The sequence below is a fragment of the Streptomyces sp. CA-249302 genome (assembly GCF_050936785.1).
GTDB lineage: Bacteria > Actinomycetota > Actinomycetes > Streptomycetales > Streptomycetaceae > Streptomyces.
Genome location: NZ_JBNJMG010000001.1, coordinates 4,655,532 through 4,678,664 on the forward strand (window position 1 = coordinate 4,655,532; position 23,133 = coordinate 4,678,664).

The 23,133-nt window shown below is 71.2% G+C and carries 15 protein-coding genes; 10 read left to right on the plus strand and 5 right to left on the minus strand.

Annotated features, from left to right (window positions below; all coding sequences use genetic code 11):
* Nucleotides 1-201 precede the first annotated feature (201 nt).
* The 4 genes from ACQEWB_RS20745 (at nt 202) to ACQEWB_RS20760 (ending at nt 5,169) form a co-directional block, all read left to right on the plus strand.
* Nucleotides 202-1,458 (plus strand): low temperature requirement protein A, encoded by a 1,257-nt coding sequence (locus ACQEWB_RS20745; RefSeq protein WP_432833104.1) that lies wholly within the window; start codon nt 202-204, stop codon nt 1,456-1,458.
* Between the two features lie 37 nt (nt 1,459-1,495).
* Entirely contained in the window at nt 1,496-2,524 is a 1,029-nt protein-coding gene (locus ACQEWB_RS20750) for a P1 family peptidase (protein WP_432833106.1), read from the plus strand.
* 470 nt (nt 2,525-2,994) lie between these two features.
* The gene (locus ACQEWB_RS20755) at nt 2,995-4,224 is read left to right on the plus strand and encodes an Ig-like domain-containing protein (protein WP_432833108.1); all 1,230 of its coding nucleotides are present in this window, start codon (nt 2,995-2,997) and stop codon (nt 4,222-4,224) included.
* Between the two features lie 198 nt (nt 4,225-4,422).
* Nucleotides 4,423-5,169 carry a DUF6227 family protein gene (locus ACQEWB_RS20760; protein ID WP_432833110.1) on the plus strand — a complete coding sequence of 249 codons (747 nt, stop codon included), beginning with the start codon at nt 4,423-4,425 and terminating at the stop codon, nt 5,167-5,169.
* A gap of 69 nt (nt 5,170-5,238) precedes the next feature.
* Here the strand turns inward: ACQEWB_RS20760 and ACQEWB_RS20765 are convergent, their stop codons facing one another.
* The 4 genes from ACQEWB_RS20765 to ACQEWB_RS20780 form a co-directional block, all read right to left on the minus strand.
* Nucleotides 5,239-5,496, minus strand: a complete 258-nt coding sequence (locus ACQEWB_RS20765) for a hypothetical protein (protein WP_432833112.1) — start codon at nt 5,494-5,496, stop codon at nt 5,239-5,241.
* Nucleotides 5,497-5,682: 186 nt separating this feature from the next.
* The gene (locus tag ACQEWB_RS20770; protein WP_432833114.1) at nt 5,683-7,893 is read right to left on the minus strand and encodes a PTS fructose transporter subunit IIABC; all 2,211 of its coding nucleotides are present in this window, start codon (nt 7,891-7,893) and stop codon (nt 5,683-5,685) included.
* Between the two features lie 514 nt (nt 7,894-8,407).
* Complete coding sequence (gene pfkB, locus ACQEWB_RS20775; RefSeq protein WP_432833116.1) at nt 8,408-9,355, minus strand: 1-phosphofructokinase; 948 nt, start codon at nt 9,353-9,355, stop codon at nt 8,408-8,410.
* Complete coding sequence (locus tag ACQEWB_RS20780) at nt 9,352-10,113, minus strand: DeoR/GlpR family DNA-binding transcription regulator (protein ID WP_432833118.1); 762 nt, start codon at nt 10,111-10,113, stop codon at nt 9,352-9,354. The genes pfkB and ACQEWB_RS20780 overlap by 4 nt, the downstream gene beginning before the upstream one ends.
* Nucleotides 10,114-10,381: 268 nt before the next feature.
* Between ACQEWB_RS20780 and ACQEWB_RS20785 the strand changes: the two genes are divergently transcribed.
* The 6 genes from ACQEWB_RS20785 (at nt 10,382) to fxsT (ACQEWB_RS20810) (ending at nt 21,151) form a co-directional block, all read left to right on the plus strand.
* Nucleotides 10,382-11,248, plus strand: coding sequence for a toll/interleukin-1 receptor domain-containing protein (locus ACQEWB_RS20785; protein ID WP_432833120.1), 867 nt, complete (start codon nt 10,382-10,384; stop codon nt 11,246-11,248).
* Nucleotides 11,249-11,292: 44 nt separating this feature from the next.
* Nucleotides 11,293-13,824 carry an FxSxx-COOH system tetratricopeptide repeat protein gene (fxsT, locus tag ACQEWB_RS20790; RefSeq protein ID WP_432833122.1) on the plus strand — a complete coding sequence of 844 codons (2,532 nt, stop codon included), beginning with the start codon at nt 11,293-11,295 and terminating at the stop codon, nt 13,822-13,824.
* Between the two features lie 206 nt (nt 13,825-14,030).
* On the plus strand, nt 14,031-14,804 hold the full coding sequence (locus ACQEWB_RS20795; protein ID WP_432843919.1) for a toll/interleukin-1 receptor domain-containing protein: 774 nt from the start codon (nt 14,031-14,033) through the stop codon (nt 14,802-14,804).
* A gap of 11 nt (nt 14,805-14,815) precedes the next feature.
* Nucleotides 14,816-16,324, plus strand: a complete 1,509-nt coding sequence (locus ACQEWB_RS20800; protein WP_432833124.1) for an effector-associated domain 2-containing protein — start codon at nt 14,816-14,818, stop codon at nt 16,322-16,324.
* Nucleotides 16,325-16,370: 46 nt separating this feature from the next.
* Nucleotides 16,371-17,333, plus strand: a complete 963-nt coding sequence (locus ACQEWB_RS20805; RefSeq protein ID WP_432833126.1) for an AAA family ATPase — start codon at nt 16,371-16,373, stop codon at nt 17,331-17,333.
* Nucleotides 17,309-21,151, plus strand: a complete 3,843-nt coding sequence (fxsT, locus tag ACQEWB_RS20810; protein WP_432833129.1) for an FxSxx-COOH system tetratricopeptide repeat protein — start codon at nt 17,309-17,311, stop codon at nt 21,149-21,151. The genes ACQEWB_RS20805 and fxsT (ACQEWB_RS20810) overlap by 25 nt, the downstream gene beginning before the upstream one ends.
* 19 nt (nt 21,152-21,170) lie before the next feature.
* Here the strand turns inward: fxsT (ACQEWB_RS20810) and ACQEWB_RS20815 are convergent, their stop codons facing one another.
* On the minus strand, nt 21,171-22,982 hold the full coding sequence (locus ACQEWB_RS20815; RefSeq protein ID WP_432833131.1) for an HEXXH motif domain-containing protein: 1,812 nt from the start codon (nt 22,980-22,982) through the stop codon (nt 21,171-21,173).
* Nucleotides 22,983-23,133 lie beyond the last annotated feature (151 nt).

The following is a 23,133-nucleotide window of genomic DNA, read 5'->3' on the forward strand; positions in this document are numbered from 1 at the left end:
GGTACGGATCCATTGCACGCCCGCGTGCGCGTCCCCGGGGGCCGCGTTGGTCCCCGATTGAAGGACCAAGGTCCCGAATTCGAACCGGAAGATCGGCGTTTGGGCCGCTTGACCTGGCCTTTTCGATGGGTCTTTCGACCCCTACCCGCTTGTGAATCCCTTCACAAGAATTTCGGCGGGTTATCTGGTGTGCTTGGACGCATGACGTCCAGTTCGACTCCCACGGCCGGCTCCTCCGGCGCGCCCCGAAGCCACAGACCGTTGCGCAGGCTCACGGCCCGCGGCCGCGACGAGGCGCACCGCGTCGCCTCACCACTCGAGCTCTTCTTCGACCTGTGCTTCGTCGTGGCCATCGCCCAGGCGGGCGTCCAACTGGTGCACGCCGTCGCCGAGGGGCACGCGGGCGAGGGCATCCTCAACTACGCGATGGTGTTCTTCGCCATCTGGTGGGCGTGGATGAACTTCACCTGGTTCGCCTCGGCATACGACAACGACGACGCCCTCTACCGGGTCGTCACCCTGGTCCAGATCGCCGGCGTGCTCGTCCTGGCGGCCGGGGTGTCCCGCGCGTTCGAGGACCACGACTTCCTGGTCGTCTGGCTGGGCTACCTCATCATGCGGCTCGCCATGTCCGCGCAGTGGTTCCGCGCGGCGCTGTCGGCCGAGGGCGCCGAGAGAACCATGGCGCTGCGATACGGCTGCGGCGTGCTGCTCTGCATGGTCGGCTGGCTGGGACTGGTGGTCCTGCCCGAGGGCGCGCGGGCCTGGGTCTTCCTGGTGATGGTGCTGCTGGAGATGTGTGTGCCGCCGTTCGCGGAGAGGAGCCACCCCACATCCTGGCACCCGCACCACATCTCCGAGCGGTACGGGCTGTTCACGATCATCGTGCTCGGCGAGACGATCGCTGCGGCCACCGTCGCGGTGAAGTCGGGCATCGACGAGCACGACGCCCTCGCCGACCTGCTGCCGATCGCCGCCGGCGGGCTGCTGATCATCTTCGCCGCCTGGTGGATCTACTTCGTCGTGCCGATCCACGGCCACCTGCGCTCCAACCGGCAGGCGTTCCTCTGGGGTTACGGTCACTATCTGATCTTCGCCTCGGCGGCCGCGGTCGGCGCGGGCCTGGAGGTGGCGGTGGAGCAGGCCGTCGGCAAGGCGCACATCTCCACACTGGCCGCGTCGGCCGCGGTCACCCTGCCCACGGCGCTGTACCTGCTCACGGTCTGGGCCCTGCACTCCCGCTTCTACAAGGTGGGCATCGCCCAGCAACTGGTGCTCCCGACCACGGCGTTGCTCGTGATCGCCTGCACCTTCCTGGGCGACTGGGCGGTGTTCACGGCGGGGATCGTGTCGGCGCTGGCGGTGGTGACCGGGACGCTGCTGACGGCGCGCATGGCAGCCCGGGAGCGCGGGGCGGCCGGGGCGAGCGGGGAGCGCACGACGACACCGGTCGCCTGACGGTCGCTCCGCTTCCCGGCCGGGCAAGACTGGGGTCATGACAGTTGACGCTCTGACGGACGTCGCCGGGGTGCGGGTGGGCCACGCGACCCGCACCGGCGACGGTTGGCTCACCGGCACCACGGTCGTGCTCGCCCCGGAGGGAGGCGCCGTCGCCGCCGTGGACGTACGCGGCGGCGGACCCGGCACCAAGGAGACGGACGCCCTCGACCCGCGCAACCTCGTACAGAAGGTCGAGGCGATCGTGCTGACCGGGGGCAGCGCGTACGGGCTCGACGCGGCGTCCGGGGTGATGGCGTGGCTGGAGGAGAAGGGGCGCGGGGTGCGCGTCGGGGTGGATCCCGCGCACGTCGTGCCGGTCGTGCCCGCCGCGTGCGTCTTCGATCTGGGGCGCGGCGGCGACTTCCGCGCCAGGCCCGACGCCGCCACCGGGCGGGCCGCCGTCGAGGCTGCCGCGGGGAGTGAGAACGGCGCGCCGGTGCCGGAAGGGTGCGTGGGCGCGGGCACGGGAGCCGCTGTGGGGGCGCTGAAGGGCGGGGTCGGCACCGCGAGCGCCGTTCTCGGCTCGGGGGTCACCGTGGCCGCGCTGGTGGTGGCCAACGCGGCGGGGGCGGCCGCGGATCCCGAAACGGGCGTTCTGTACGGGGAGTTGTTCCAGGGGCGTGTGAACTACCCGGAGGCGCATGTCCATGAAGCCGCGCGCCGGCGCCTCGCGGAGATCGCGGCGAAGAACGCGCCCCCTCCGCTGAACACCACGCTCGCCGTGGTCGCCACCGACGCGGACCTGTCGAAGGCGCAGGCGCAGAAGCTGGCCGGCACGGCGCACGACGGCATCGCGCGCGCCGTACGCCCCGTGCACCTGCTCAACGACGGGGACACGGTGTTCGCCCTGGCGACGGGAGAGCGCCCGCTCGACGCCGCGCATCCGCTCGCGCTCAACGAGATCCTCGCGGCGGGCGCGGATGTCGTGACGCGCGCGATCGTACGAGCCGTGCGCGCTGCGGAGTCGGTGGACGGGGCGGGTGGGGTGTGGCCGTCGTACGGGGAGTTGTACGGGGGACGGTGACGCCTGGCGCGGGCGGCGCGCGCTTCGGCGCGCATCGGTGCCGTGTCGGTGCCCTGTCGGCCTCGCGACAACCGGGGGCGCGGGAGCGACGGTGCGGGGCGCTGATTCTGACGTGAGTAGGGGCGTGCGGGAGGGCGCGCATGAGCCGCTTGCGCCGAGGTGACGCGGGGCCGTTACGGGGCGAGGCAGGCGTGAGAGGCGCAGAGAGGCGTGTGGCGCGCAACGGGCGCCGCGCTGTGGGCTAGGCGCGAAACGCCGACGGTGCTCCCCCAAGCCGTGTCTGTACCCGCGCCACCGACCCACGCCCGCACACCACCCACGCCCACGCCCACGCCCACGCCCACGGATTGTCCCGGTTCTGTCACGTGACAGCGCTCAGGGCCATTGGAGGGAACCCCAGCGACCACCGATTCCCTCTTTCCCCACGCACTGGAGCGGATCACGCACATCACATGAACCTGGAGCAGCCCGTGACAACGCCGGACATAGCAGCGCGGCGAGTACTGGGGGCCTGTGCCGTCCTGATGGTCGGCGCCCTCACCCTCACCGCCTGCGGCGGCAATGCCAACGCCGATGCCAACTCCTCGAACGACGGCAAGGGCGGCAAGGCGTCGGCCAAGACGTCCACGGCGAAGATCGTCATATCGGCGAAGGACGGCTCGACCGACGCCTCGATCAACACGACCGGCGTGAAGGTCAGCGACGGCAAGCTGACCGACGTGAAGATGACGGTGGCGGGGACGGGACAGGCCGTAGCGGGCGAGTTGTCCGCGAACGGCGGTGTCTGGAAGCCGAAGGAGCAGTTGGAGCGCGGGACGAAGTACCAGATCTCGGCGACCGCGAAGGACGCGGACGGTCGCACGTCGGCCGCCAACTCCATCTTCACCACGGTGACTTCGGCGAACAGCTTCATCGGGACGTACACGCCGGACAACGGGACCACGGTCGGCGTGGGGATGCCGGTGTCGTTCAACTTCGACAAGGTCATCAGCGACAAGAAGGCCGTCCAGTCGCACATCACGGTCACCTCCAGCAGCGGGCAGAAGGTGGTCGGGCACTGGTTCGGAGCGCAGCGGCTCGACTTCCGGCCCGAGGCGTACTGGAAGGCCGGCTCCAAGGTCACGATGAACATCGACCTGGACGGCGTCGAGGGCGCGAACGGCGTCTACGGGGTGCAGAAGAAGACCGTCACCTTCACCATCGGGCGCTCGCAGGTCTCCACGGTCGACGTGAACACTGAGACCATGACGGTCGTACGCGACGGCAAGACGCTCAAGACGATCCCGATCTCGTCGGGCAGCCCGGAGCACACCACGTACAACGGGCAGATGGTGATCTCCGAGAAGTTCGTGCAGACGCGCATGAACAGCCAGACGGTCGGCCTGGGCGGCGAGTACGACATCCCGGACGTGCCGCACGCCATGCGTCTGACGCAGTCGGGGACCTTCATCCACGGCAACTACTGGTACAACCAGGGCAACCCGCCGTTCGGTAAGCAGGGCACCAGCCACGGCTGCGTCGGCCTCGCCGACGTGCAGGGCGCGCAGGGCGCCACGCCCGCCAAGTGGTTCTACGACAACTCGCTCATCGGGGACGTGGTGATCGTCAAGAACTCCCCCGACAAGACGGTGGCGCCCGACAACGGGCTCAACGGATGGAACCTGCCGTGGAGCGAGTGGGTCGCGGGCAGCGCCGCCTGATCGTCCGGAAATCCTTCTTGATCGCGTCAAGGGCTGTCTGAACAGCGGGTTCTGACGGATCATCGGGCCGTGTGGGAACTTCTCACACGGCCCGCACGTTTTCTGTGCGCACGTTTTCTCGGTTCCCGGACATGATGTCCGACCGAGGGGCTACGGTATGCACCCACAAGGTGACATGCAGCAACGCCGGGAGAAACCTTGAGCGTTCCGTACGAGACGGCAGCGTACGAACCACCCGAGTCGCCCGAGTCTCCGGAGGAGCACCTCGCGCGACTCCTCGGCCGTGCCCTGAACTCCTTCGAGTTGCCGGACGAGACGATACGGCGCCTCGACTGCGCGCTGGCGCACGACAGTTCGCTGCACTCCGCGCACCACAGCGCGGGCCTGCACCGCGAGACGTACCGGCACACCTGGCTGCTCGCCGACGGCTCGGCGCTCACCCTGTGGGAGCTCGTGCACAACACGGCGCCGGGCAGCGAGACGCAGCACGAGGTGTACGTCGACGAGGAGGAGCTCCGTGCCGCCACCGCGCGCCTGCCGCTGCCGCCGGACGCCCCGGACTTCGAGCTGCCGGTGACGGTGCAGCTGTCGCCGATCCCCGAGCCCCGGCACGCGTACGTGCCGGACGACTCGGCGGACCACGCGCGCCGGCTTCTGCGCCGTGCGGAGAATCCGGACCGGCCGGGCGCGGAGACGGCGGAGCTGCTCACCACCGCGTTCGCGCACCAGATCACGCAGGCCTTCGGGCGCCCGTGCCGCGCGGGCCGCGCCGGGTTGTGCTTCGCGCTCTACGAGCACGCGTTCCTGCTGCGCGACGGCGCGGAGGTCTCCCTCTGGGAGGTCGAGCACACGGCGACGCCCGACGGGCGGCACATGTGCGAGGTGTACGTCACCGAGGACGCGGCCCGGGACGCGATGGAGCGGCGGGCGGCGCAGGTTTCCTGACGGGGCGCGCACGGCGCGCCGCGCGCCCCCGGCGCTCGGCGGCCCGGTGGTCTGAGGGCGTCGCGCGCCTCAGTGGCCGTTGCTGAGTTGCCGTACCAGACCCGCGAACGCGTCTCTCTCCGCCGGGGTCAGCTCGACGGACTCCAGCGGCGGGGCGGACTCGCGCTGGCGCGGCAGGGCGCGCAGAGTGCGGCCCGTGGGCCATACGACCACTCCGAAGTGGCCCCGGCGCACGAGGCTGATCAGGCCGAACACCCAGATGGCGGCGGCGAGGGCGAGTACCACCACGCCCAGCGACTGGAGGATCGAGACGTGCTCATCAGGCATGCGGACCAGTAGACACCAGGGTCCGGGACTTTGGTCCCGGACCGTGACATATCTCGCAGGCTTCGCAGGTGCCGCGCATGCCTCAGGTGTCGTGAACAACTCACAGCGCATCAAAGGGACGCGCTTCCGGCCGCAGCCCCCTCCCGCCGGGGACTGCGGCCGAACGTCACGCGGAACGCCGAAGGATCAAGCCGCGACCGGCTGCTTGGCCTCGGCCGCCGCCGTGGCCGTGCCGTCCGCCGTACCGGCGGTCGGAACTCCCGGTGCCGGCTTGCGCATGCCCTTCAGGACCACGACCAGTGCCGTCGTGACGCACGTACCGACCGCGATGGCGATCAGGTAGAGGAAGGGGTTGCCGATCAGCGGGACCACGAAGATGCCGCCGTGCGGAGCGCGCAGGGTGGCGCCGAAGGCCATCGACAGCGCGCCGGTGATCGCGCCGCCCACCATCGAGGAGGGGATCACGCGCAGCGGGTCGGCCGCGGCGAACGGGATCGCTCCCTCGGAGATGAAGGAGGCACCGAGGACCCAGGCGGCCTTGCCGTTCTCGCGCTCGGTCTCGGTGAAGAGCTTGCCGCGGACCGTGGTGGCCAGCGCCATCGCGAGCGGCGGGACCATGCCGGCGGCCATGACCGCGGCCATGATCTTCATCGCGGAGTCGCTCGGGTTGGAGACCGCGATGCCGGCGGTGGCGAAGGTGTACGCGACCTTGTTGACGGGACCGCCGAGGTCGAAGCACATCATCAGGCCGAGCAGTGCGCCGAGCAGCACGGCGTTGGCGCCGGAGAGGCCGTTGAGCCAGTCGGTCATGCCCTTCTGGGCGGAGGCAATGGGCTTGCCGACCACGACGAACATCAGGAATCCGACGATCGCCGAGGAGATCAGCGGGATCACCACCACCGGCATGATTCCGCGTACCGCCGGCGGGATCTTCACCTTCTGGATCGCCATCACCACACCGCCCGCGAGCAGACCGGCGACCAGGCCGCCCAGGAAGCCCGCGTTGATGGTGAGGGCGATCGAGCCGCCGACGAAGCCGGGGACGAGGCCGGGTCGGTCCGCCATGCCGTAGGCGATGTAGCCGGCCAGGACCGGGACCAGGAAGCCGAAGGAGACGACGCCGATCTGGAAGAGCAGCGCGGCCCAGCTGTCGCCCTGGGTCCACACGAAGTGGTCCATGACCGACGGCGCCTTGTTGATCTTGTATCCGCCGATCGCGAAGCCGAGGGCGATCAGCAGACCGCCGGCCGCGACGAACGGGACCATGTAACTCACGCCGGACATCAGCCACTTGCGCAGCTTGGTGCCGTAGCCCTCGGCGGAGTCGCCGGCGCGTTCGACCGGCGTACCGGCGCCCGCAGGGGCGCTCGCGGTCACTTCACCGCGCGCCGCCTTCCCGCGCACCTCGGAGATCAGCTCGCCGGGGCGGTTGATACCGGCCTTCACGCCGACGTCCACGGCCGGCTTGCCGGCGAAGCGGTCCTTGTCCCGGACGGGTACGTCGTGGGCGAAGATCACGCCGTCCGCCGCGGCGATGGCAGCCGGGTCGAGCCGGGTGAAACCGGCCGAGCCCTGCGTCTCGACGACGACCTCGACGCCCGCGTCACGGCCCGCGTTCTCCAGCGACTCGGCCGCCATGTACGTGTGGGCGATGCCGGTCGGGCAGGAGGTGACGGCGACGATACGGAAGGGGCGCTCGCCGGAGGAGGGGGCGCCCGACGCCGGGGCGGACGCGTCCGCGACACTCGCGCCCGGCGCCGGGGCCGTGCCACCCGCTGCGGCGCCGACGGAGGCCGCCCCCGGCGCCGCAGCGGAGTCTTCGGAGGCGCCCGCGGCGCCCGCGGCGCTCTTGGCGCTGCCGGAAGCGCCGTGCGCGCTCCCACCATTGCCGCCCTCAGCGCCGTGCGCGGCACCCTGGGAAGCGCCCTCGGCAGCGGCGCCCGCGCCCGTCGGCGCCTCGTCCCCGCGGATCAGCGCTGCCGCGCCCGCCGCGTCCCCCACCGAGCGCAGCGCGTCGGTGAATTCGGCGTTCATGAGCTGCCGCGCCAGCGACGACAGGATCGTCAGGTGGGCGTCGTCCGCGCCGGCCGGGGCGGCGATCAGGAAGATCAGGTCGGCCGGGCCGTCGGCCGCGCCGAAGTCGATGCCGGCGGCGCTGCGGCCGAAGGCGAGTGTCGGCTCGGTGACGTGCTCGCTGCGGCAGTGCGGGATGCCGATGCCGCCGTCGAGGCCGGTCGGCATCTGCGCCTCACGGGCGGCCACGTCGGCGAGGAAGCCCTCCAGGTCGGTCACCCGGCCCAAGGTCACCATGCGCTCGGCGAGGGCACGCGCCGCCGCTTCCTTCGTATCGGCGGACAGGTCGAGGTCGACCAGGTCCGCGGTGATCATCTCGCTCATCGCGGGCTCCTTCGCACGCGTATCGCCCGGGGAGTGGGGTGGGCGGGGGTGGGGACGGGGGTGAGGTGGGGGGTGGCGGAACTATCGGGGCCGGCGGAGGCGGGGCCGGGGAAACCCCGCCTCCCGAGGACGGCAGGGCGGCTCAGGTGGCCCTGCCTCCCGTCGGCCGCGGCGAGTAACGGGGAGTCTCGCCGCTCGGGGGCCGGTTCGGGGAACATCGCGGCGCTCGCCGCAGCGGGCGGCGCGACGATCGGATGGGCGGCGTGCGGCACAGGCTCACGCGCCGGGTTGAGCGCCGTGACGGCGCGCGTCGCAACACTGCGCGCCAGTACACGGCGCACTACAGCACCGCGCACCGCATCGCCGCGTATCGCAACACCGTCAACCAGAGCGCCCCGCTCCACGGCAGCGCACGTCACAGGCTCGCGCGCCCCCGTGAGCGCCGTAGCGCCGCCTATCGAGGCGCCAATCGCCACACCGCGCGCCGCCCTGGACGTCGTACAAAGGCAAAGGCTCATGACACCGGCTCCCTCAGTACGCGGTCCACCGGTACGTCCGCCGTCACCGTCACCGCCGCCGGGTCGAGGTCCGACGGGGTGGGCATCACGCTCCCCGGCAGTTGGACGGCGGCCGCGCCGTGGGCGACCGCCGAGGCGAGGGCCTCCGGGCCGCTGCCGCCCGCGATCAGGAAACCGGCCAATGACGAGTCGCCGGCGCCCACGTTGCTGCGCACCACGTCCACGCGTGCGCTGCCGAACCAGGCGCCCGCGTCGTCGACGAGCAGCTGCCCGTCGGCGCCCAGGCTCGCGAGCACGGCGCGTGCGCCCATCTCTCGCAACTCCTCGGCCGCCTTCACGGCGTCGCCAACCGTCGCCAGGGGGCGCCCGACCGCTTCCGCGAGCTCCTCGGCGTTCGGCTTCACCACGTCGGGCCGCTCGCGCAGCGCCTCCAGGAGCGCACGCCCCGAGGTGTCCAGCGCGATCCGCGCGCCCCCGGCGTGCGCCCGCGCGACGACATCGGCGTACCACGCCGGCGCGAGGCCCCGAGGCAGGCTCCCGCAGCACGCGATCCACGCCGCGTCGCCCGACTGCGCGCGGACCGTCTCCAGCAGGAGCTCCTGCTCCTCCGCGGACAGCTCCGGCCCCGGCGCGTTGATCTTGGTGAGCACCCCGTCGGACTCGGCGAGCGCGATGTTGGAGCGGGTGGCTCCGGCGACCGGGACCGGCGCGACCTCGATGCCCTGCGCGTCGAGCAGGTCGGCGACGAGCGCCCCCGGCGCACCACCCAGGGGCAGGACCGCGACCGTGCGCTGTCCGGCGGCCGCGACGGCGCGCGAGACGTTGACGCCCTTGCCGCCGGGGTCCATGCGTTCGCCGGTGGCGCGGATGACCTCGCCGCGCTCCAGCGACGGGACCTCGTAGGTGCGGTCCAGGGACGGGTTGGGGGTGACGGTGAGGATCATGCGCGCACTACTTCCGTGCCGCCGCGTTCGATGGCGGTGGCGTCTTCCGGGCTCAACCCGCTGTCGGTGATCAGCAGGTCCACGTCGCTCAGGTCGCCGAAGCGGGCGAAGTGCTCCTGGCCGTGCTTGGCGGAGTCGGCGAGCAGCACGACGCGGCGGGCCGCGGCCACCGCCGCGCGCTTCACCGCGGCCTCGGCGAGGTCGGGGGTGGTCAGACCGTGATCGGCGGAGAAGCCGTTGGCCGCCACGAACAGGACGTCCGCCCGGATCTCGCCGTACGCCCGCAGCGCCCAGGCGTCCACGGCGGCGCGCGTACGATGCCGCACGCGCCCCCCGACCAGGTGGAGTTGGATGCCGGGGTGGTCCGCGAGGCGAGCCGCGATGGGCAGGCTGTGGGTGACGACGGTGAGCGCGGACTCCAGCGGGATCGCGGCGGCCAGCCGCGCGACTGTCGTACCGGCGTCGAGGATCAGCGTGCCCTCGGTGGGCAGTTCCGCGACGGCCGCCTTGGCGATGCGGTCCTTCTCGTCCGCGGAGGTGCCCTCGCGCTCGGCGAGGTCCGGCTCGAAGTCGAGGCGCCCGGCCGGTATGGCACCGCCGTGCACCCGGCGCAGCAGGCCGGCGCGGTCGAGGGCCTTCAGGTCCCGGCGGATCGTCTCCGCCGTCACCTGGAACTCCTCGGCCAGCGACACCACGTCCACCCGGCCGCCGTCACGTGCGAGCCGGAGGATCTCCTGCTGCCGCTCCGGTGCGTACATGTCCGTTCGCCTCCGCCTCGATGTCCGAGCGCTCCCGACTGATGCCCGAACTTGTGGTTTCAGCTGGAGGCTACGCCCGGATTTCCGGAAAGTAAACAGGTTCGGACGCCATTCGGGCGCAACCGGGCGTCACCTCGGGCACGGAACCACGTCGCCGCGGCTCACGACCGATCGTCGGCCGTTCTCCGGGAGGTCAGGCCGCGAACCCCGCTGACCCACGGTCACGGGCCCCGTACCCTGGGTCGAGGGCAACCACTTGGGGGGCGTTGTGGACCGCAGCGACGACCGCCGCCGCGATCGTCCGGCAGACGACTGGCAGACGGACTTCGTGGACGCGTTGCTCCACACCGGCACATTCGGAGACCCGCACACACGCGCTCTGCTCATCTGGCTGACCGACGCCGCACTGGACCGGCCGCTGCCCACCTGGCACGCGGAAGACCAGGTCACAGCCACCCTGCAGGGCGTCAAGCTGGTGCGCCATTGCGTACACGCCCCCGGTGGCCTGCAGGCGCTCGCGACCGCGCTACGGCTGCTGGAACCGGACGGCAAGAACGCACAGCGCGTGTTGGACCTGGCCGAGGAACGGGAGCCCCACCACCGTCCCGGCCTCGCATCTCCGGCCGCTCCGGCACTCGCCTCCGGTCTCGGGGGTCCCCCGCCCTCGAACCCTCCCCGACCTGCACGAAACGGTCGTAAGGACTTCTTCGTCTCCTACACGACCGTCGATCTTCGCTGGGCGGTGTGGATGGCCTGGGAACTGGAAGCGGCCGGTTTCAGTGTGCTGCTGCAGGAGTGGGACTTCGTTCCGGGCAGCAACCGGCAGCACGGCATGGAGCGAGGCATGACCGAGTGCGAGCGCACGCTGGCCGTGCTGTCCCCCGCCTACCTGGAATCGGTCTACGGCCGCCTGGAATGGCAGACGGCACAGGGCGCGGACCCAACGGGATTCGCCCGCAGACTCGTCCCGGTGAGGATCACCCCGTGCCTTCCGGACGGCCTGCTGGCGACTCTCGTCTCCATCGACCTGGTGGGGCTGACCGTCGAACAGGCACGGACGCGGCTGCTGGCCGGCATGCGCGGGGCGCTCAGCGGGCGATCGAAGCCGACGGATCCACCTGGGTTTCCGGGCTGACCCCTGACCCCCGGGACGGAACGGCACGAGAGGGGAAGCCCGTGATGCCGGACGACGAACGGGAGCAAGCAGGCGCTGCACGCAGCCGGAACGCCCCGTCGGTCTGGGGAGACATCCCGCCTCGGAACCCGAACTTCACCGGGCGCGAGGGCCTGCTGCGGGAACTGCGGGAACGTCTGATCCAGGACAGAGGCGCCGCGGTCGTTCCGCGGACGCTGCACGGAATGGGCGGGATCGGCAAGACGTCGCTGGCCGTTCAGTACGTGTACGACAGGATGAACGAGTACGACCTCGTGTGGTGGATCTCCGCAGAGCGCACCGCGCGGATCTCCCACTCGCTGGTCGAACTCGCCCCGCATCTGAGCCTGCCGAGCAGGGACGCGTCCTCTGCCGTCGGCGAGGTCCTGCAGGCGCTGCGCACCGGGCAGCCGTACGCGAACTGGCTGCTTGTGTACGACAACGCCGAAAGTCCCGAGGCCATACGGCAGTTCCTTCCGTCAGGTGGCCCGGGAACCGTGCTCATCACCTCCCGCAACCCTCAATGGACCGGTATCGCACGGCCGTTGGAGGTCGACGTCTTCCGGCGGGAGGAGAGCAAGCTCCTGCTGAGCGCGCGCAGTGCGGAGATCGGCGACGAGGACGCCGACCGGCTGGCGGAGGCGCTCGGCGACCTGCCGCTGGCCATCGAGCAGGCCGCAGCCTGGCAGGCCGAGACCGGTATGCCCGTCGCCGAGTACCTTCAACTGCTCGACGAGAAGGAGGCTGACCTGCTGCGGGACACGGCGTCACCGCAGGCCCAGCACTCGGTGATCGCGGCGTGGAACATCTCCCTCGATCAACTGGAGTCCGCCAGTCCGGCCGCGTATCAGCTCCTCCAGACCTGCTCGTTCTACGCACCCGAACCGATTCCGCGATCGTTCTTCGGGCGCAGGCCGAGGGGCTCGCTCTCCCCGGAGCTCGACGCGGCCCTGGAAGACCCGATCCGGCTGGGGCAGGCCATTCGGGACATCGGGCGTTACTCACTGGCACGCTTCAGCCACCGCAGCAGTTCGCTGATGATGCACCGCCTGGTGCGTGCCGCCGTGATGTCCCGAATGACCGACGGACAACAGCCCAGGTTTCGGCATTACGCCCACCTCCTGTTGGCGGCGAGTGATCCCAACGATCCCGACAACACCAGGCATTGGGAGCGGTACGGCTCCCTGTATCCCCATGTGGTCGCCTCCGGAGCGGTCCAGTCCGAGGAGAGCTGGGTGCGCAACCTCGTCGTCAACGAGGTCATCTATCTACTGCGCTGGGGTGACTACGAGTCCGGACTCGAACTCGCCCGCACCGCGCATGAGACGTGGTCGCAGTCCCTTGGCGAGGACCACCCGCAGACCCTGCAGGTCGCCCGCGGGCTCGGATTCCTGCTGTTCACGGTGGGCAGGTACCCGGAGGCCGCGGCGCTCAACTCGGCCGTACTGGAGGCCTATCGGCGCACGATGGGCCCCGAGGCCCAGGACACCACGGACGCGCTGGGCAACGTCGCCATCGACCGTCGGGTGCAGGGAGCGTTCGGAAAGGCACTCGAACTGTCCGAATCGGTCCACCAGCAGTACCTCCGTCTGCTCGGCCCCGACGACCCCGAGACCCTGCGCGCCGCCCACAACCTCGCCGTCAGCCTGCGTCTGGTCGGCGACTTCGCCCGCGCCCGCGACCTCGACCAGCAGACCTGGCAGAGCTGGACCCTGATGTACGGGCAGGACTACGTGGGCACGCTCCTCACCTGGCTCGGGCTGTGTGTCGATATCAGGGAACTCGGTGACTGCTCGCTCGCGTTGACGTACCACCGGGAGATCGCCGAACGGATCGCTTCGCTGCTCGGCACCGACAACTCGCTCGCCCTGTCCTCCTTTCGTCACCTCGCCATCGCACTCCGCAAGGCCGGCGAACCCGAGGAAGCCCTGCAGACCGCCCAACAGGCCCACGCCGAACTCGTGCGCCGCTATGGCGAGGACAACCCCGAATCCATGTCCGCGGCCCTGGAGTTAAGCACCCAACTGCGTCAGCAGGGCAACCCGGCCGCAGCCCTCTCGCTCGGCACCGAGACCTGGCACCGCTACGAGCAGACCTACGGCCGCCGCCACCCCCACGCCCTCGCCGCCGCCACCAACCTCGCCATCACCTATCGCCGGCTGGGCAACGCCCCGGCCGCCCGGCACATCGGCGCCCTCGCCCTCAAGGAGTTCACCTCCGCCCTCGGCGAGCGACACCCCTCCACCCTGGCCTGCCGCGCCAACCTGGCGAGCGACCACTACGCCCTCGGCGACGCCGCAACGGCCCTCGACCTCGACACCGAGACCCTGCGCCGCTCCCGCGAGGTCTTCGGCGAGCACCACCCGTCCGCCCTCGCCTGCGCCGCCAACCTCGCGATGGACCTGCGGGCCCTGAGCCGCACCGAGGAGGCGGACACCCTGCACGCCCTCGCCCTCGACCGACTCGGCCGCGCTCTGGGCAGCGCACACCCCATGGTCACCCACGTGGCCGACCGGGTACATCGCACCGACTGCGACATCGACCCCATGCCGCTGTGACCCGCGGTCGTGGTGAGCCGGATCCATGGCCGCGGATCCATGACCGCATACACCACTCGCCCCCGCCAACGCACAACTACCCGACGAGGTCCTGACGCAGCGTCACCATGTTCGTATCCTGGGGTCGGGACACAGCTTTCGGGGGTGTTGTGGACACGGACGACCCGAGCCGCCCCGCCCGGCCCGACGACGAGTGGCTGCGGCGGATGGTCTTGGCACTGCAGGACTCGCCGGTAATGAGTGACTGGCACGCGCGTGCGCTGCTCATCGATCTGGTGGGGGAGGCACTCGGACGTCCCGTCCCGCTGCGCGAGCAGGCCGCCACGACCCTGCAACTGATCGAGCTCGTGCACTTCTGCGAGCGTGAGGAGAGCGGACTGCCGGCCCTGGCCTCCGCGGTCTCCCTGATCGAGGGCCACAGCCGGACGTCCGACGCCGTGAGCGCGCTGGTCCGGGAGCACATCGAAACGGCCCAGGTGCCCGAAACACCACGGACGACCGCCCACGAGGCGCCCCCGGGCACCCCGCCCACGCCCCACCCCCTCGACTTCTTCGTCTCCTACACCGCCGCCGACCGGGCCTGGGCCGCCTGGATCGCGTGGCAATTGGAGGAGGCCGGATACGGGGTGCTGGTGCAGGCGTGGGACTTCGTGCCCGGGAGCAACTGGCCGGTCGGTATGGAGAAGGGGGTGACCGAGTGCGAGCGCACCATCGCCGTGCTGTCCCCGGCCTACATGGAGTCCGTCTACGGACGGCAGGAGTGGCAGGCCGTGCAGCGGGCAGACCCCCTCGGCCTCACCCGGAGGCTGCTCCCGGTGCGGGTGGCCCCGTGCGAACCGGACGGGATGCTGTCCGCCCTGGTCTACGTCGACCTGGTGGGGCTGTCCCCGCAGGCGGCCGCCGAGCGGCTCCTCACCGGTGTCCGCGCCGCCCGCACCGGACGCTCCAAGCCCGCCCTGCCGCCACGGTTCCCCGGCTGAGTGGGGCTGCGTTGACATCCGAGGGCGGCGAGGGCCGCGGGGGCTCGGCGTTACGGATACGGCAGCGGATCGGCGAGGAGACGCTGATGGCGTTGCTCGCGGTCCGCGCCCTGGACGACCCGCGGGCGCGGGCCCGGCTGGTCGAGCTGGTCGGCGAAGCGCTCGGCCACCCCGCCGCACTACGCGAACAGGCCACCGCACGGCTGCAGTTGGTCGAGCTGTTCCGATTCTGCGCCCACCGTCCGGGCGGTCTCACGGCGCTCGCCCACCAGTTGCTCGGGCTGGAGACCGACTGCTCGCAGACGCCGCTCGTGCACCGGCTCGCCGACGAGTGGACGGCCGTCGGCTCGCTGACGGGCCTGCCCGAGGTCACCGACTCGTGGGAGTTCCTCGCCGGGATGCTGAGCGTCCTGCCGGTGGCGTCCTCGATACGGACCGCCCTGGTGCACACGGCCACGGCGGGGCGCGCCTCCGCGCCACCGCCGTATGCCGAGAACCCCTGGCACGACTTCCTGCACATGGCCGGGCAGGGGGCGCCCCGCGACGGGCTGCCGCCTTGGATGCTCTATCTCGACCGCAGCACCGACTTCATGGACTACCGCGTCGCCTTCGAGGTACTGGCCCGCAACCGGCAGTGGGCGTTGCGCTGTGGGCTGGCGGAGCTGCTCGACCGGGACCGGCGGGACCGGGTGAACTCCCCGACGGCGCCGGTGCGGCGGCAGCTGGAGTACCTGGCGATCCACATCACACCGGACCCACTGGAGAGCGGACGCTACACCGTCTCGCACTCGTTCATGTCGCCGGCGCGGGGTCCGTACTGGGAGCGGGGCGCAGCGCTGCCGCAGGTGAGCGGCGGCGACCTGGTACGGGCGGTGAGCGGGATAGTGCGCAGGACCGAGGAGGCCGCCGGGGAGCGGCCCGAGCATCTGTGGCTGGAGTTCGTGCTGCCCTTCGAGCTGCTCAACCTCCCTGTCGACTGGTGGCCCCTGGACCCCGGCAAGGTGCCGCACGTGCCGCTCGCCAGGCACTACCCCGTGGTCATCCGAAGCCTGGACCGGCTGCGGAACACCGCCTGGCACGAGTTCTGGCAACACCGCTGGCTGCAACTGTCGATCGGCGAGCACCCGTCGCAGTCGGTCCACGTCAACGTGGCCCGCAGGGGCGGCGGCCATCTGCGTGGTCTCAAGGATCGCTTGGACGGCGACCAGCGCATCGTGGCCACCGTGCTGAGCGAACCCCCGCGGGCCGATGGACACGGCAGCAGGGAGCTGGAGGCCGCGCTGCGCAGCGGACTGCCCGTGGTGATCTGGCACCGGGCCGACCGCACGACCGAGGAGTTCCTGGGCGTGGTCGACGGACTGCTCGCCGACGGCCTGCGGCGCTTCCCCGCGAACGTCACCGCGTACCGCCGAAGGACAGCGGTCCAGGACCCCGACGGACAGGACGAATGGCACCCCGCGCGTCATCTCACGGTCCTGTGGGACGACCCGGACCACAAGCCCGTACTACCGGACATGTAGTGGCCGTGAACGCCGTTCATGCCATGGATACGGAAGGACGCGGTTCATGCCGTCGAACAGCGAGACACCGCCGGAGTCTCCGCGGGATCCGGGGAGTTGGGGCATCTACACAGGCACCGGCCGCCCCCGTTCCACCCCGCCCGCCTGGCCCGAGCCGCCCGGCTGGCGCAGTTTCGGCGGCGGCCCGGACCTGCCCCCGCCGCCGGCCGAGGACCCGTACGCCTCCGTGGTCCTGGGCGACGGAGCCGAACCGCTGCCTCCCGCGCCGGACGAGGTGGCCCGGGTCAACGCCGCCCTGTATCTGAGGCGCCCGCTCCTGGTGACCGGCGGGCCCGGTACCGGAAAGTCGACGCTGGCCCACCGCATCGCCCGGGAACTCGGCCTCGGGCGCGTCCTGCGCTGGCATGTCACGAGCCTCAGCACACTGCGCGAGGGCCTGTACGCCGACGAGGGCCGGCTCGGTCCGCTGGGCACCGCCTTCCTGCCGCACCGCGCTCCCCGGGTGCTGCTGATCGACCAGCTGGACCGGGCCGAGATCGCCTTGCCGGAGGACCTGTGCACCGTGCTGACGGCGGGCGGGTTCACCGTGCCGGGCGGTGCCGAGCGGGTGGCGACGGACGACGACCCGGCGGCCACGGTGTCGCTACGCGGCGGGGAGGTGCGCTGCCACGCCTTCCCGATCATGGTCGTCACCAGCACGGGAACACGGGATCTGCCCTTCGATCTGGTCCGCCGCTGTGTGCGCCTGCGGATGGACCGGCCGGACGCCGGGGCACTGCGTGCCATGGCCGCGGCCCGCTTCCCACCGGACACCCCCGGCAGCCCTGCGGCCGATGTGGTGCAGGCCTTCCTCGACCGGGCCGCCGACACCGAAGGCCCGGTCGTGGAGCGTCTCCTGGACGCGCTCCAGCTGTCCGCCACCGGTGTCCTGCGGTCGCTGGCCGATGGCGACGGGTTCCGGTCGGCGGTCGACACCCTGTGGGCGTGGACGGCGCCGGAGGAGCCGTGACCGGCTTCTGGCCCGAGCTCCACGACGGGCTCCCCGAGTCCCTCCGGCGGGCCGGGACCGTGCTGCGGGCGGGGCGCGGCCGGCGGACCCTGGACGTGGCGGTGGTCGTCGACTCCGGGCCGACGATGAAGGTGTGGCAGGAAACGGTGCGGGAGTTCACCGGACTGCTGCGCCGCGTCGGCGGCTTCGGGCGGATCACAGTGCACCGGCTGCCGCACGGGCGCAGCACGGATCCGGCCACGCTGCCCCGTCGCGGCGCCGACGGCCGACTGACGCTGCTGCTCACCGACGGGGCCGGACCCCGCTGGCGTACGCACTCCGTCGAGCCGCTGCTGCGGCGCTGGGGCCAGGCCGGCCCGGTCGCGCTGATCCATCTGCTGCCGCATCCGGTGTGGCCGGCGACCGGCCTGCGTGGCTGGCAGGTGCTGCTGCGCTCTCCCGGCCCCTGCGTGCCCAACCACCGACTCCGCTGGGAGGCCCGCGGCCTCGGTCCCGATGTGCGCGAACGGCCCTCGGGCCACGGTCCCGACGTACCGATTCCGGTACTGGAGCTGTCCCCACGCTGGCTGGAGGCCTGGTCAGGGCTGCTCGGGGCCGGGCCGCCGGTCTGGTTGCCGCTGACCGTGATCTTCCCGCGGGCCGGGGTGCCCGAACGCGGGGACCCCGGCCCGCCGCAGGGCGCCGCGGCCCGGGTTGCGGGCTTCCGCTCGTCGGTCGCCAAGGACGTGTTCACCCTCGCCACCCAGCTCGCCGTCATCCCGCTGACCCCACCGCTGGTCCGCCGGGTACTGGACCGCCTGATGCCCGGCTGCTCGCTCGCCGAGTTCGCCCAGCTGCTGGTCCACGGCCTGGTCCGCCCTGCCGACGGCACGCGTGAGGCGTACGAGTTCGAGCCCGGCGTACGCGAGGAACTGCTGGCCGCCGGCCGCCGTACCGATCTGATACGAGTTGTCGAACTGGTGGGGGATCGCCGGGGATCCGACGGGGAACACTTGTGGCGACTGCCCCGGCTGCTCAGTGGGGTCGCCGTCCCCCGGCTCCCGCCGGTCACGGAGGAGTCCGGGCCGTGGCTCATGGCGGAGAGCGCCGTGCTCCACGCCCTGTCCGGACCGCTCCTGAAACCGGCGCGCGAGGTGGACGCGGTGATCTCCGCCCATCACGCCCCGGGACGAGCAGCAGCACGCAAGGAAACCACCGCACTCCCGACACTCAGCCAAGCCGTCACCCGCGATCCGGGCGACGCCGACCGCCCGACGTATCAGGGGAATTGGAGGCTGGCGATGCCGCAGCAGGCCCCGGCGGGCACCGTGGGAACCGAACGCACCCGCAACACGCCCACGGTCTGGGGGAACATCCCGCCCAGGAACCCGAACTTCACCGGTCGCGAGGAGCTCCTCGAGAAGCTGCACCAGCGGCTGCTGCGAGAGAAGGCGACGGCGGTGCTGCCGCACGCCCTGCACGGGATGGGCGGCGTGGGCAAGAGCCTGCTCGCGGTCGAGTACCTGTACCGGAGGATGACCGAGTACGACGTCGTGTGGTGGATCTCCGCGGAGCGCAGCGCGCAGATCTCCCTCTCCCTCGTCGAGCTCGCTCCGCGCCTGGGCCTCACGCCCGGCAGTGACGCCTCCTCGACGGTCGCCGCGGTCCTGGAGTCGCTGCGGATCGGGAAACCGTACGCCAACTGGCTGCTGGTCTTCGACAACGCCGAAAGCCCGGAGGCCGTCCAACTGTTCTTCCCGGCCGGCGGCCCGGGCAACATCCTCATCACCTCACGCAACCCCCAATGGGCCTCCATCGCACGGCCGTTGGAGGTCGACGTCTTCATGCGGGAGGAGAGCAAGCAACTCCTGAGGGTGCGCGGACCGGAAATCAGCGACGAGGACGCCGACCGGCTGGCGGAGGCCCTCGGCGACCTGCCGCTGGCCATCGAGCAGGCGGCCGCCTGGCACGCCGAGACCGGCATGCTTGTCGACGAGTATCTGCGGTTGCTGAACGAGAAACGCGTAGACCTGCTGCGCGGCACCGCGCCCCTGGACAACCAGCACCCCGTGATCGCCGCCTGGAACATCTCCTTGGACCAGCTCGAAACCAAGAACCCGGCTGCCTACCAGCTGCTCCAGGTCTGCTCGTTCTACGCACCCGAGCCGATCGCCCGCACCCTGTTCGCCCGCATGCCGCGCGGTTCCATCGCACCCGAACTGGACTTGGCGCTGGAGGACCCGATCCGCCTGGGCCAGGTGATCCGCGAGATCGGCCGCTACTCGCTGGCCCGTTTCAACCACCGCAACAACTCACTGCAGATGCACCGACTGGTGCAGGCCGCGCTGCTGTACCGGATGACCGAGGAGGACCGCAACGCCATGCGGCGGGGCGCACATCTGCTGCTGGCCGCGAGCGACCCCAACGACCCCAACAACATCCTGCGCTGGGAGCGCTACGGATCCCTCTACCCGCACGTCCTGGTATCGGACGCCGCCGAGTCCGATGTGGGCTGGGTGCGCAACCTCGTCGTCAACGAGGTCATCTACATGCTGCGCTGGGGTGACTACGAGTCCGGACTCGAACTCGCTCGTACGGCACACGAGACCTGGTCGCAGAGCCTGGGCGAGGACCACCCGCAGACCCTGCAGGTGGGCCGCTGGCTGGGGTTCCTGCTGTTCACCATGGGCAAGTACCCGGAGGCCGCCGACCTCAACTCGGCCGTGCTGGAGGCCTACCGGCGCTCCATCGGCCCCGATGCCCAGGACACCATCGACGCACTCGGCAACGTCGCCATCGACCACCGTGTTCGGGGCGCCTTCGGCGAGGCCCTCGCTCTCTCCGAGTCCGTCCACCAGCAGTACCTGCGTCTGCTGGGACCCGACGACCCCGAGACCCTGCGCGCCGCCCACAACCTGGGCGTGAGCCTGCGCCTGATCGGCGACTTCGCCCGCGCCCGCGACCTCGACCAGCAGACATGGAGCGGCTACACCGAGATCTACGGACAAGACCACGTCTCCACACTGAACGCATGGCTCGGTCACATCCTCGATGTCCGGGAACTCGGCGAGTACGGAGTGGCCCTGACCTATCACCGGGAGATTGTCGAGCGGTCCAACTCTCTGCTCGGCAGCGACAATCCGCTCAGCCTCTCCTGCTTCAGGCATCTCGCCGTGGCGCTCCGCAAAGCAGGCGAACACCGGGAGGCGATCACGACGGCGGAGCAGGCGCGCACCGACATCGTCCACCGGTACGGCACCCACAATCCGGAATCCATGGCCGCCACACTGGAGTTGACGGTGCATCTGCGGCACAGCGGCGACCTTCCGGAGTCGCTACGCCTGGGTACCGACATCTGCGATCAGTACGAGACGACATACGGCAAGCACCACCCGCACGCCCTGTCGGCCGCGTTGAACCTGGCCATCACCTATCGGCTGCTGGGCAACCCCGCGGCCGCCCAGTACATCAACTCGCTGGTGCTGGAGGAGTTCGCGGCGTCCTTGGGCGAGACGCATCCGTCCACACTGGTGTGCCGCACCAACCTGGCCAGCGACCACTACGCCCTCGGCGATGCCGGCGCGGCCCGGGCGCTCGACGTCGAAACGCTCCGTCGCTCCCGGGAGGTCTTTGACGAGGACCATCCGTCCACCCTCGCCTGCGCCGCCAATCTGGCCATGGACCTGCGCGCCCTGGGCCAGACGGACGAGGCCGACACCCTCCACACCGACACCAGGGAACGCCTCGGCCGCAAACTGGGCAGCAGTCACCCGGCGGTGGCCCAAGCCGCTGACTGGGAGCACCGAGCCGACTGTGACATAGACCCCATGCCGCTGTAGCAGCGGGAATCGAGCGGGGCTAACGGGCCAGCCAGTGCGCCAGAGCCACGGGGTCCGGCGGCTCAGGCAGCGATCGGCTGACGCCAACGGCGAGTTCGGGGCGGTTGATCAAGGCGAACCCGGCCTCCCGCTGCCCGGTCGCGATCAGCGCCAGCCCGAGACCGGCCCAGGCCCCGGGTCTGGCGCCCGCGACGGCCAGCTCCTCGGCGTACAGCTTCACGGCTGTCTCCGCGTCCCCGGCAACCAGCGCCAGATCGGCGCTGCCGGATCCAGGAACGCGGGAGGCGAGGTCCTCTTCGTCGAGCAACTCGTCGAACTCCGCAGGGGCAATGATGTTGAGGCGGGCCAGCAGGGCGAGGGTGTCGAGCCGACATGCCTCGGGGTCCGGGCGCAGTTCGGGCTCGGGTGCCCCGTCGGGAAACACGGTGTGCGGACCGTCGTCTGCGGACCGGCCGTGCTCCCAGGCCCCAGCCAGGGCCAGCGCGTACGGAGCGGGTGTGTGCAGGTGGTGGGCACGCCAGGTCGCGCGATGGTGGAGGGAGGCCAGGCGGGCGAGGGACAACTCGCGCTCCCCCACCGGCTCGTCGCGCCACGGCGCGGTCTGTTCCGCGAGCGCCTCGCAGAGCCTGCGCCCCATCGAGGTCAGCAGAGGGTGGTCGCGCAGGGTGGTGAGCACCTGGTCCAGAGCGTCGCGCCACAGCGCGAACTCGAAGCGCGCGAGCTCCTCCTGGCCGCGTGCCCGCCAGAAGCGGGCGACCCCGGAGAAGGCGTACGCCCCGTGCACCAGCCCGCCGAGCGGGCGCGGATCGTCCCGCCAGGGTGCGTAGAACAGGTCGCCACAGTCCTCGAACAGCGGCGCGAGGAAGATAAGGCCGTTTAGCAGCGTGTGCCGGAACTCGTGGACCAGGGCCACGCCGAGCTGGGCAGGCAGCACCTCCATGTCCTGATCCGGCTCGGACAGCAGGACGCAGCCGAAGGCATCGCTCGACGAGGCCGTGCGGCTGCGCAGGCGTTCTCTGCGGGGCAGGGGGACCAGGGACAGCAGCCCGGCCGAGAGCGCGCGGGCATCTGCCCGGTGGTCGGCCACCAGCAGTGGCCACATGGCCGAGATCCAGCGCTGCCAGTCGGCCAGTCCCGCAGGTGAGAGCCGCCGGGAGGCCGCGAGCCCGCCGACCGCGGGGTAGGGGCCGAGGTCGTCGACGGCGAAGGTGAGGGACAGCCCCTCTGCCGAGGCGCGGACTCGGCGCAACCCTTCCCAGCCCTCGGCGTCCTGTTCGGGGTCTGCGGGCAGCGTGACCGTCGTGCCGCGCCCCATGACTGTCACCACGCCGCCTTCCCCGCGGATCTCGGCGGCGTCCCAGGCCTCGGCGGTGCCCAGGCGCGCACGCCCCAAACAGGGGAGAAAAACGGTCCCGTGCCGCGTCACCACCTGTGCCCGGAAGGAGACGCCCGCCAAGATGGCCACGGATGCCGCGAACTGACGCAGAAAGCCGAGATCCACCCGGAGCGGCACCCCTTCCTCCGCGGCGACCCGCTCAGCCGGGGACAGCCGACGGAAGAGAGCGGCCGCCCACAGGCCGACCTGAGGGTCGAGCAGGACGGTCCGGAAGGCGCCGGGGGCGCGTCTCTGGGCGGTCTCCAGCAGCTGCCACGCTTCCCGGACTTCGGCTTCGGCCGCATCGGGCATCTCGGAGCAGGCGTCCAGGATCCCGCGCAGGAGGAGAAGGCGACGGCTGCACTCGACATCGAGGAGCGCAGTGACGGCCACCTCGTCCTCGGTGGTGGCCGTCAGGGCCCGCAGGACGGAGGCGGAGAGCTGGTGGCGGTGCATCGGCACGATTTCCTCGTTCCCGGCCGGGAGTGACGTGCCGTGCACCTTAATCGGTCTTACCGAGCACGGAGTGTGCCCGGCCGGTTCTGATGGGAATCAGCTTCCCTGGCTGCCACCGATAGTGGAAAGTGGTTGGTTGACACACCGTCTC

What these genes read in the sequence shown, in the direction of transcription:
- ACQEWB_RS20745 (WP_432833104.1), top strand. Translation starts at nt 202, where the DNA reads ATGACGTCCAGTTCGACTCCCACGGCCGGCTCCTCCGGCGCGCCCCGA.
- ACQEWB_RS20750 (WP_432833106.1), top strand. Translation starts at nt 1,496, where the DNA reads ATGACAGTTGACGCTCTGACGGACGTCGCCGGGGTGCGGGTGGGCCAC.
- ACQEWB_RS20765 (WP_432833112.1), bottom strand. Translation starts at nt 5,496, where the DNA reads ATGCCTGATGAGCACGTCTCGATCCTCCAGTCGCTGGGCGTGGTGGTA.
- ACQEWB_RS20770 (WP_432833114.1), bottom strand. Translation starts at nt 7,893, where the DNA reads ATGAGCGAGATGATCACCGCGGACCTGGTCGACCTCGACCTGTCCGCC.
- pfkB (WP_432833116.1), bottom strand. Translation starts at nt 9,355, where the DNA reads ATGATCCTCACCGTCACCCCCAACCCGTCCCTGGACCGCACCTACGAG.
- ACQEWB_RS20780 (WP_432833118.1), bottom strand. Translation starts at nt 10,113, where the DNA reads ATGTACGCACCGGAGCGGCAGCAGGAGATCCTCCGGCTCGCACGTGAC.
- fxsT (WP_432833122.1), top strand. Translation starts at nt 11,293, where the DNA reads ATGCCGGACGACGAACGGGAGCAAGCAGGCGCTGCACGCAGCCGGAAC.
- ACQEWB_RS20795 (WP_432843919.1), top strand. Translation starts at nt 14,031, where the DNA reads ATGGTCTTGGCACTGCAGGACTCGCCGGTAATGAGTGACTGGCACGCG.
- ACQEWB_RS20805 (WP_432833126.1), top strand. Translation starts at nt 16,371, where the DNA reads ATGCCGTCGAACAGCGAGACACCGCCGGAGTCTCCGCGGGATCCGGGG.
- ACQEWB_RS20815 (WP_432833131.1), bottom strand. Translation starts at nt 22,982, where the DNA reads ATGCACCGCCACCAGCTCTCCGCCTCCGTCCTGCGGGCCCTGACGGCC.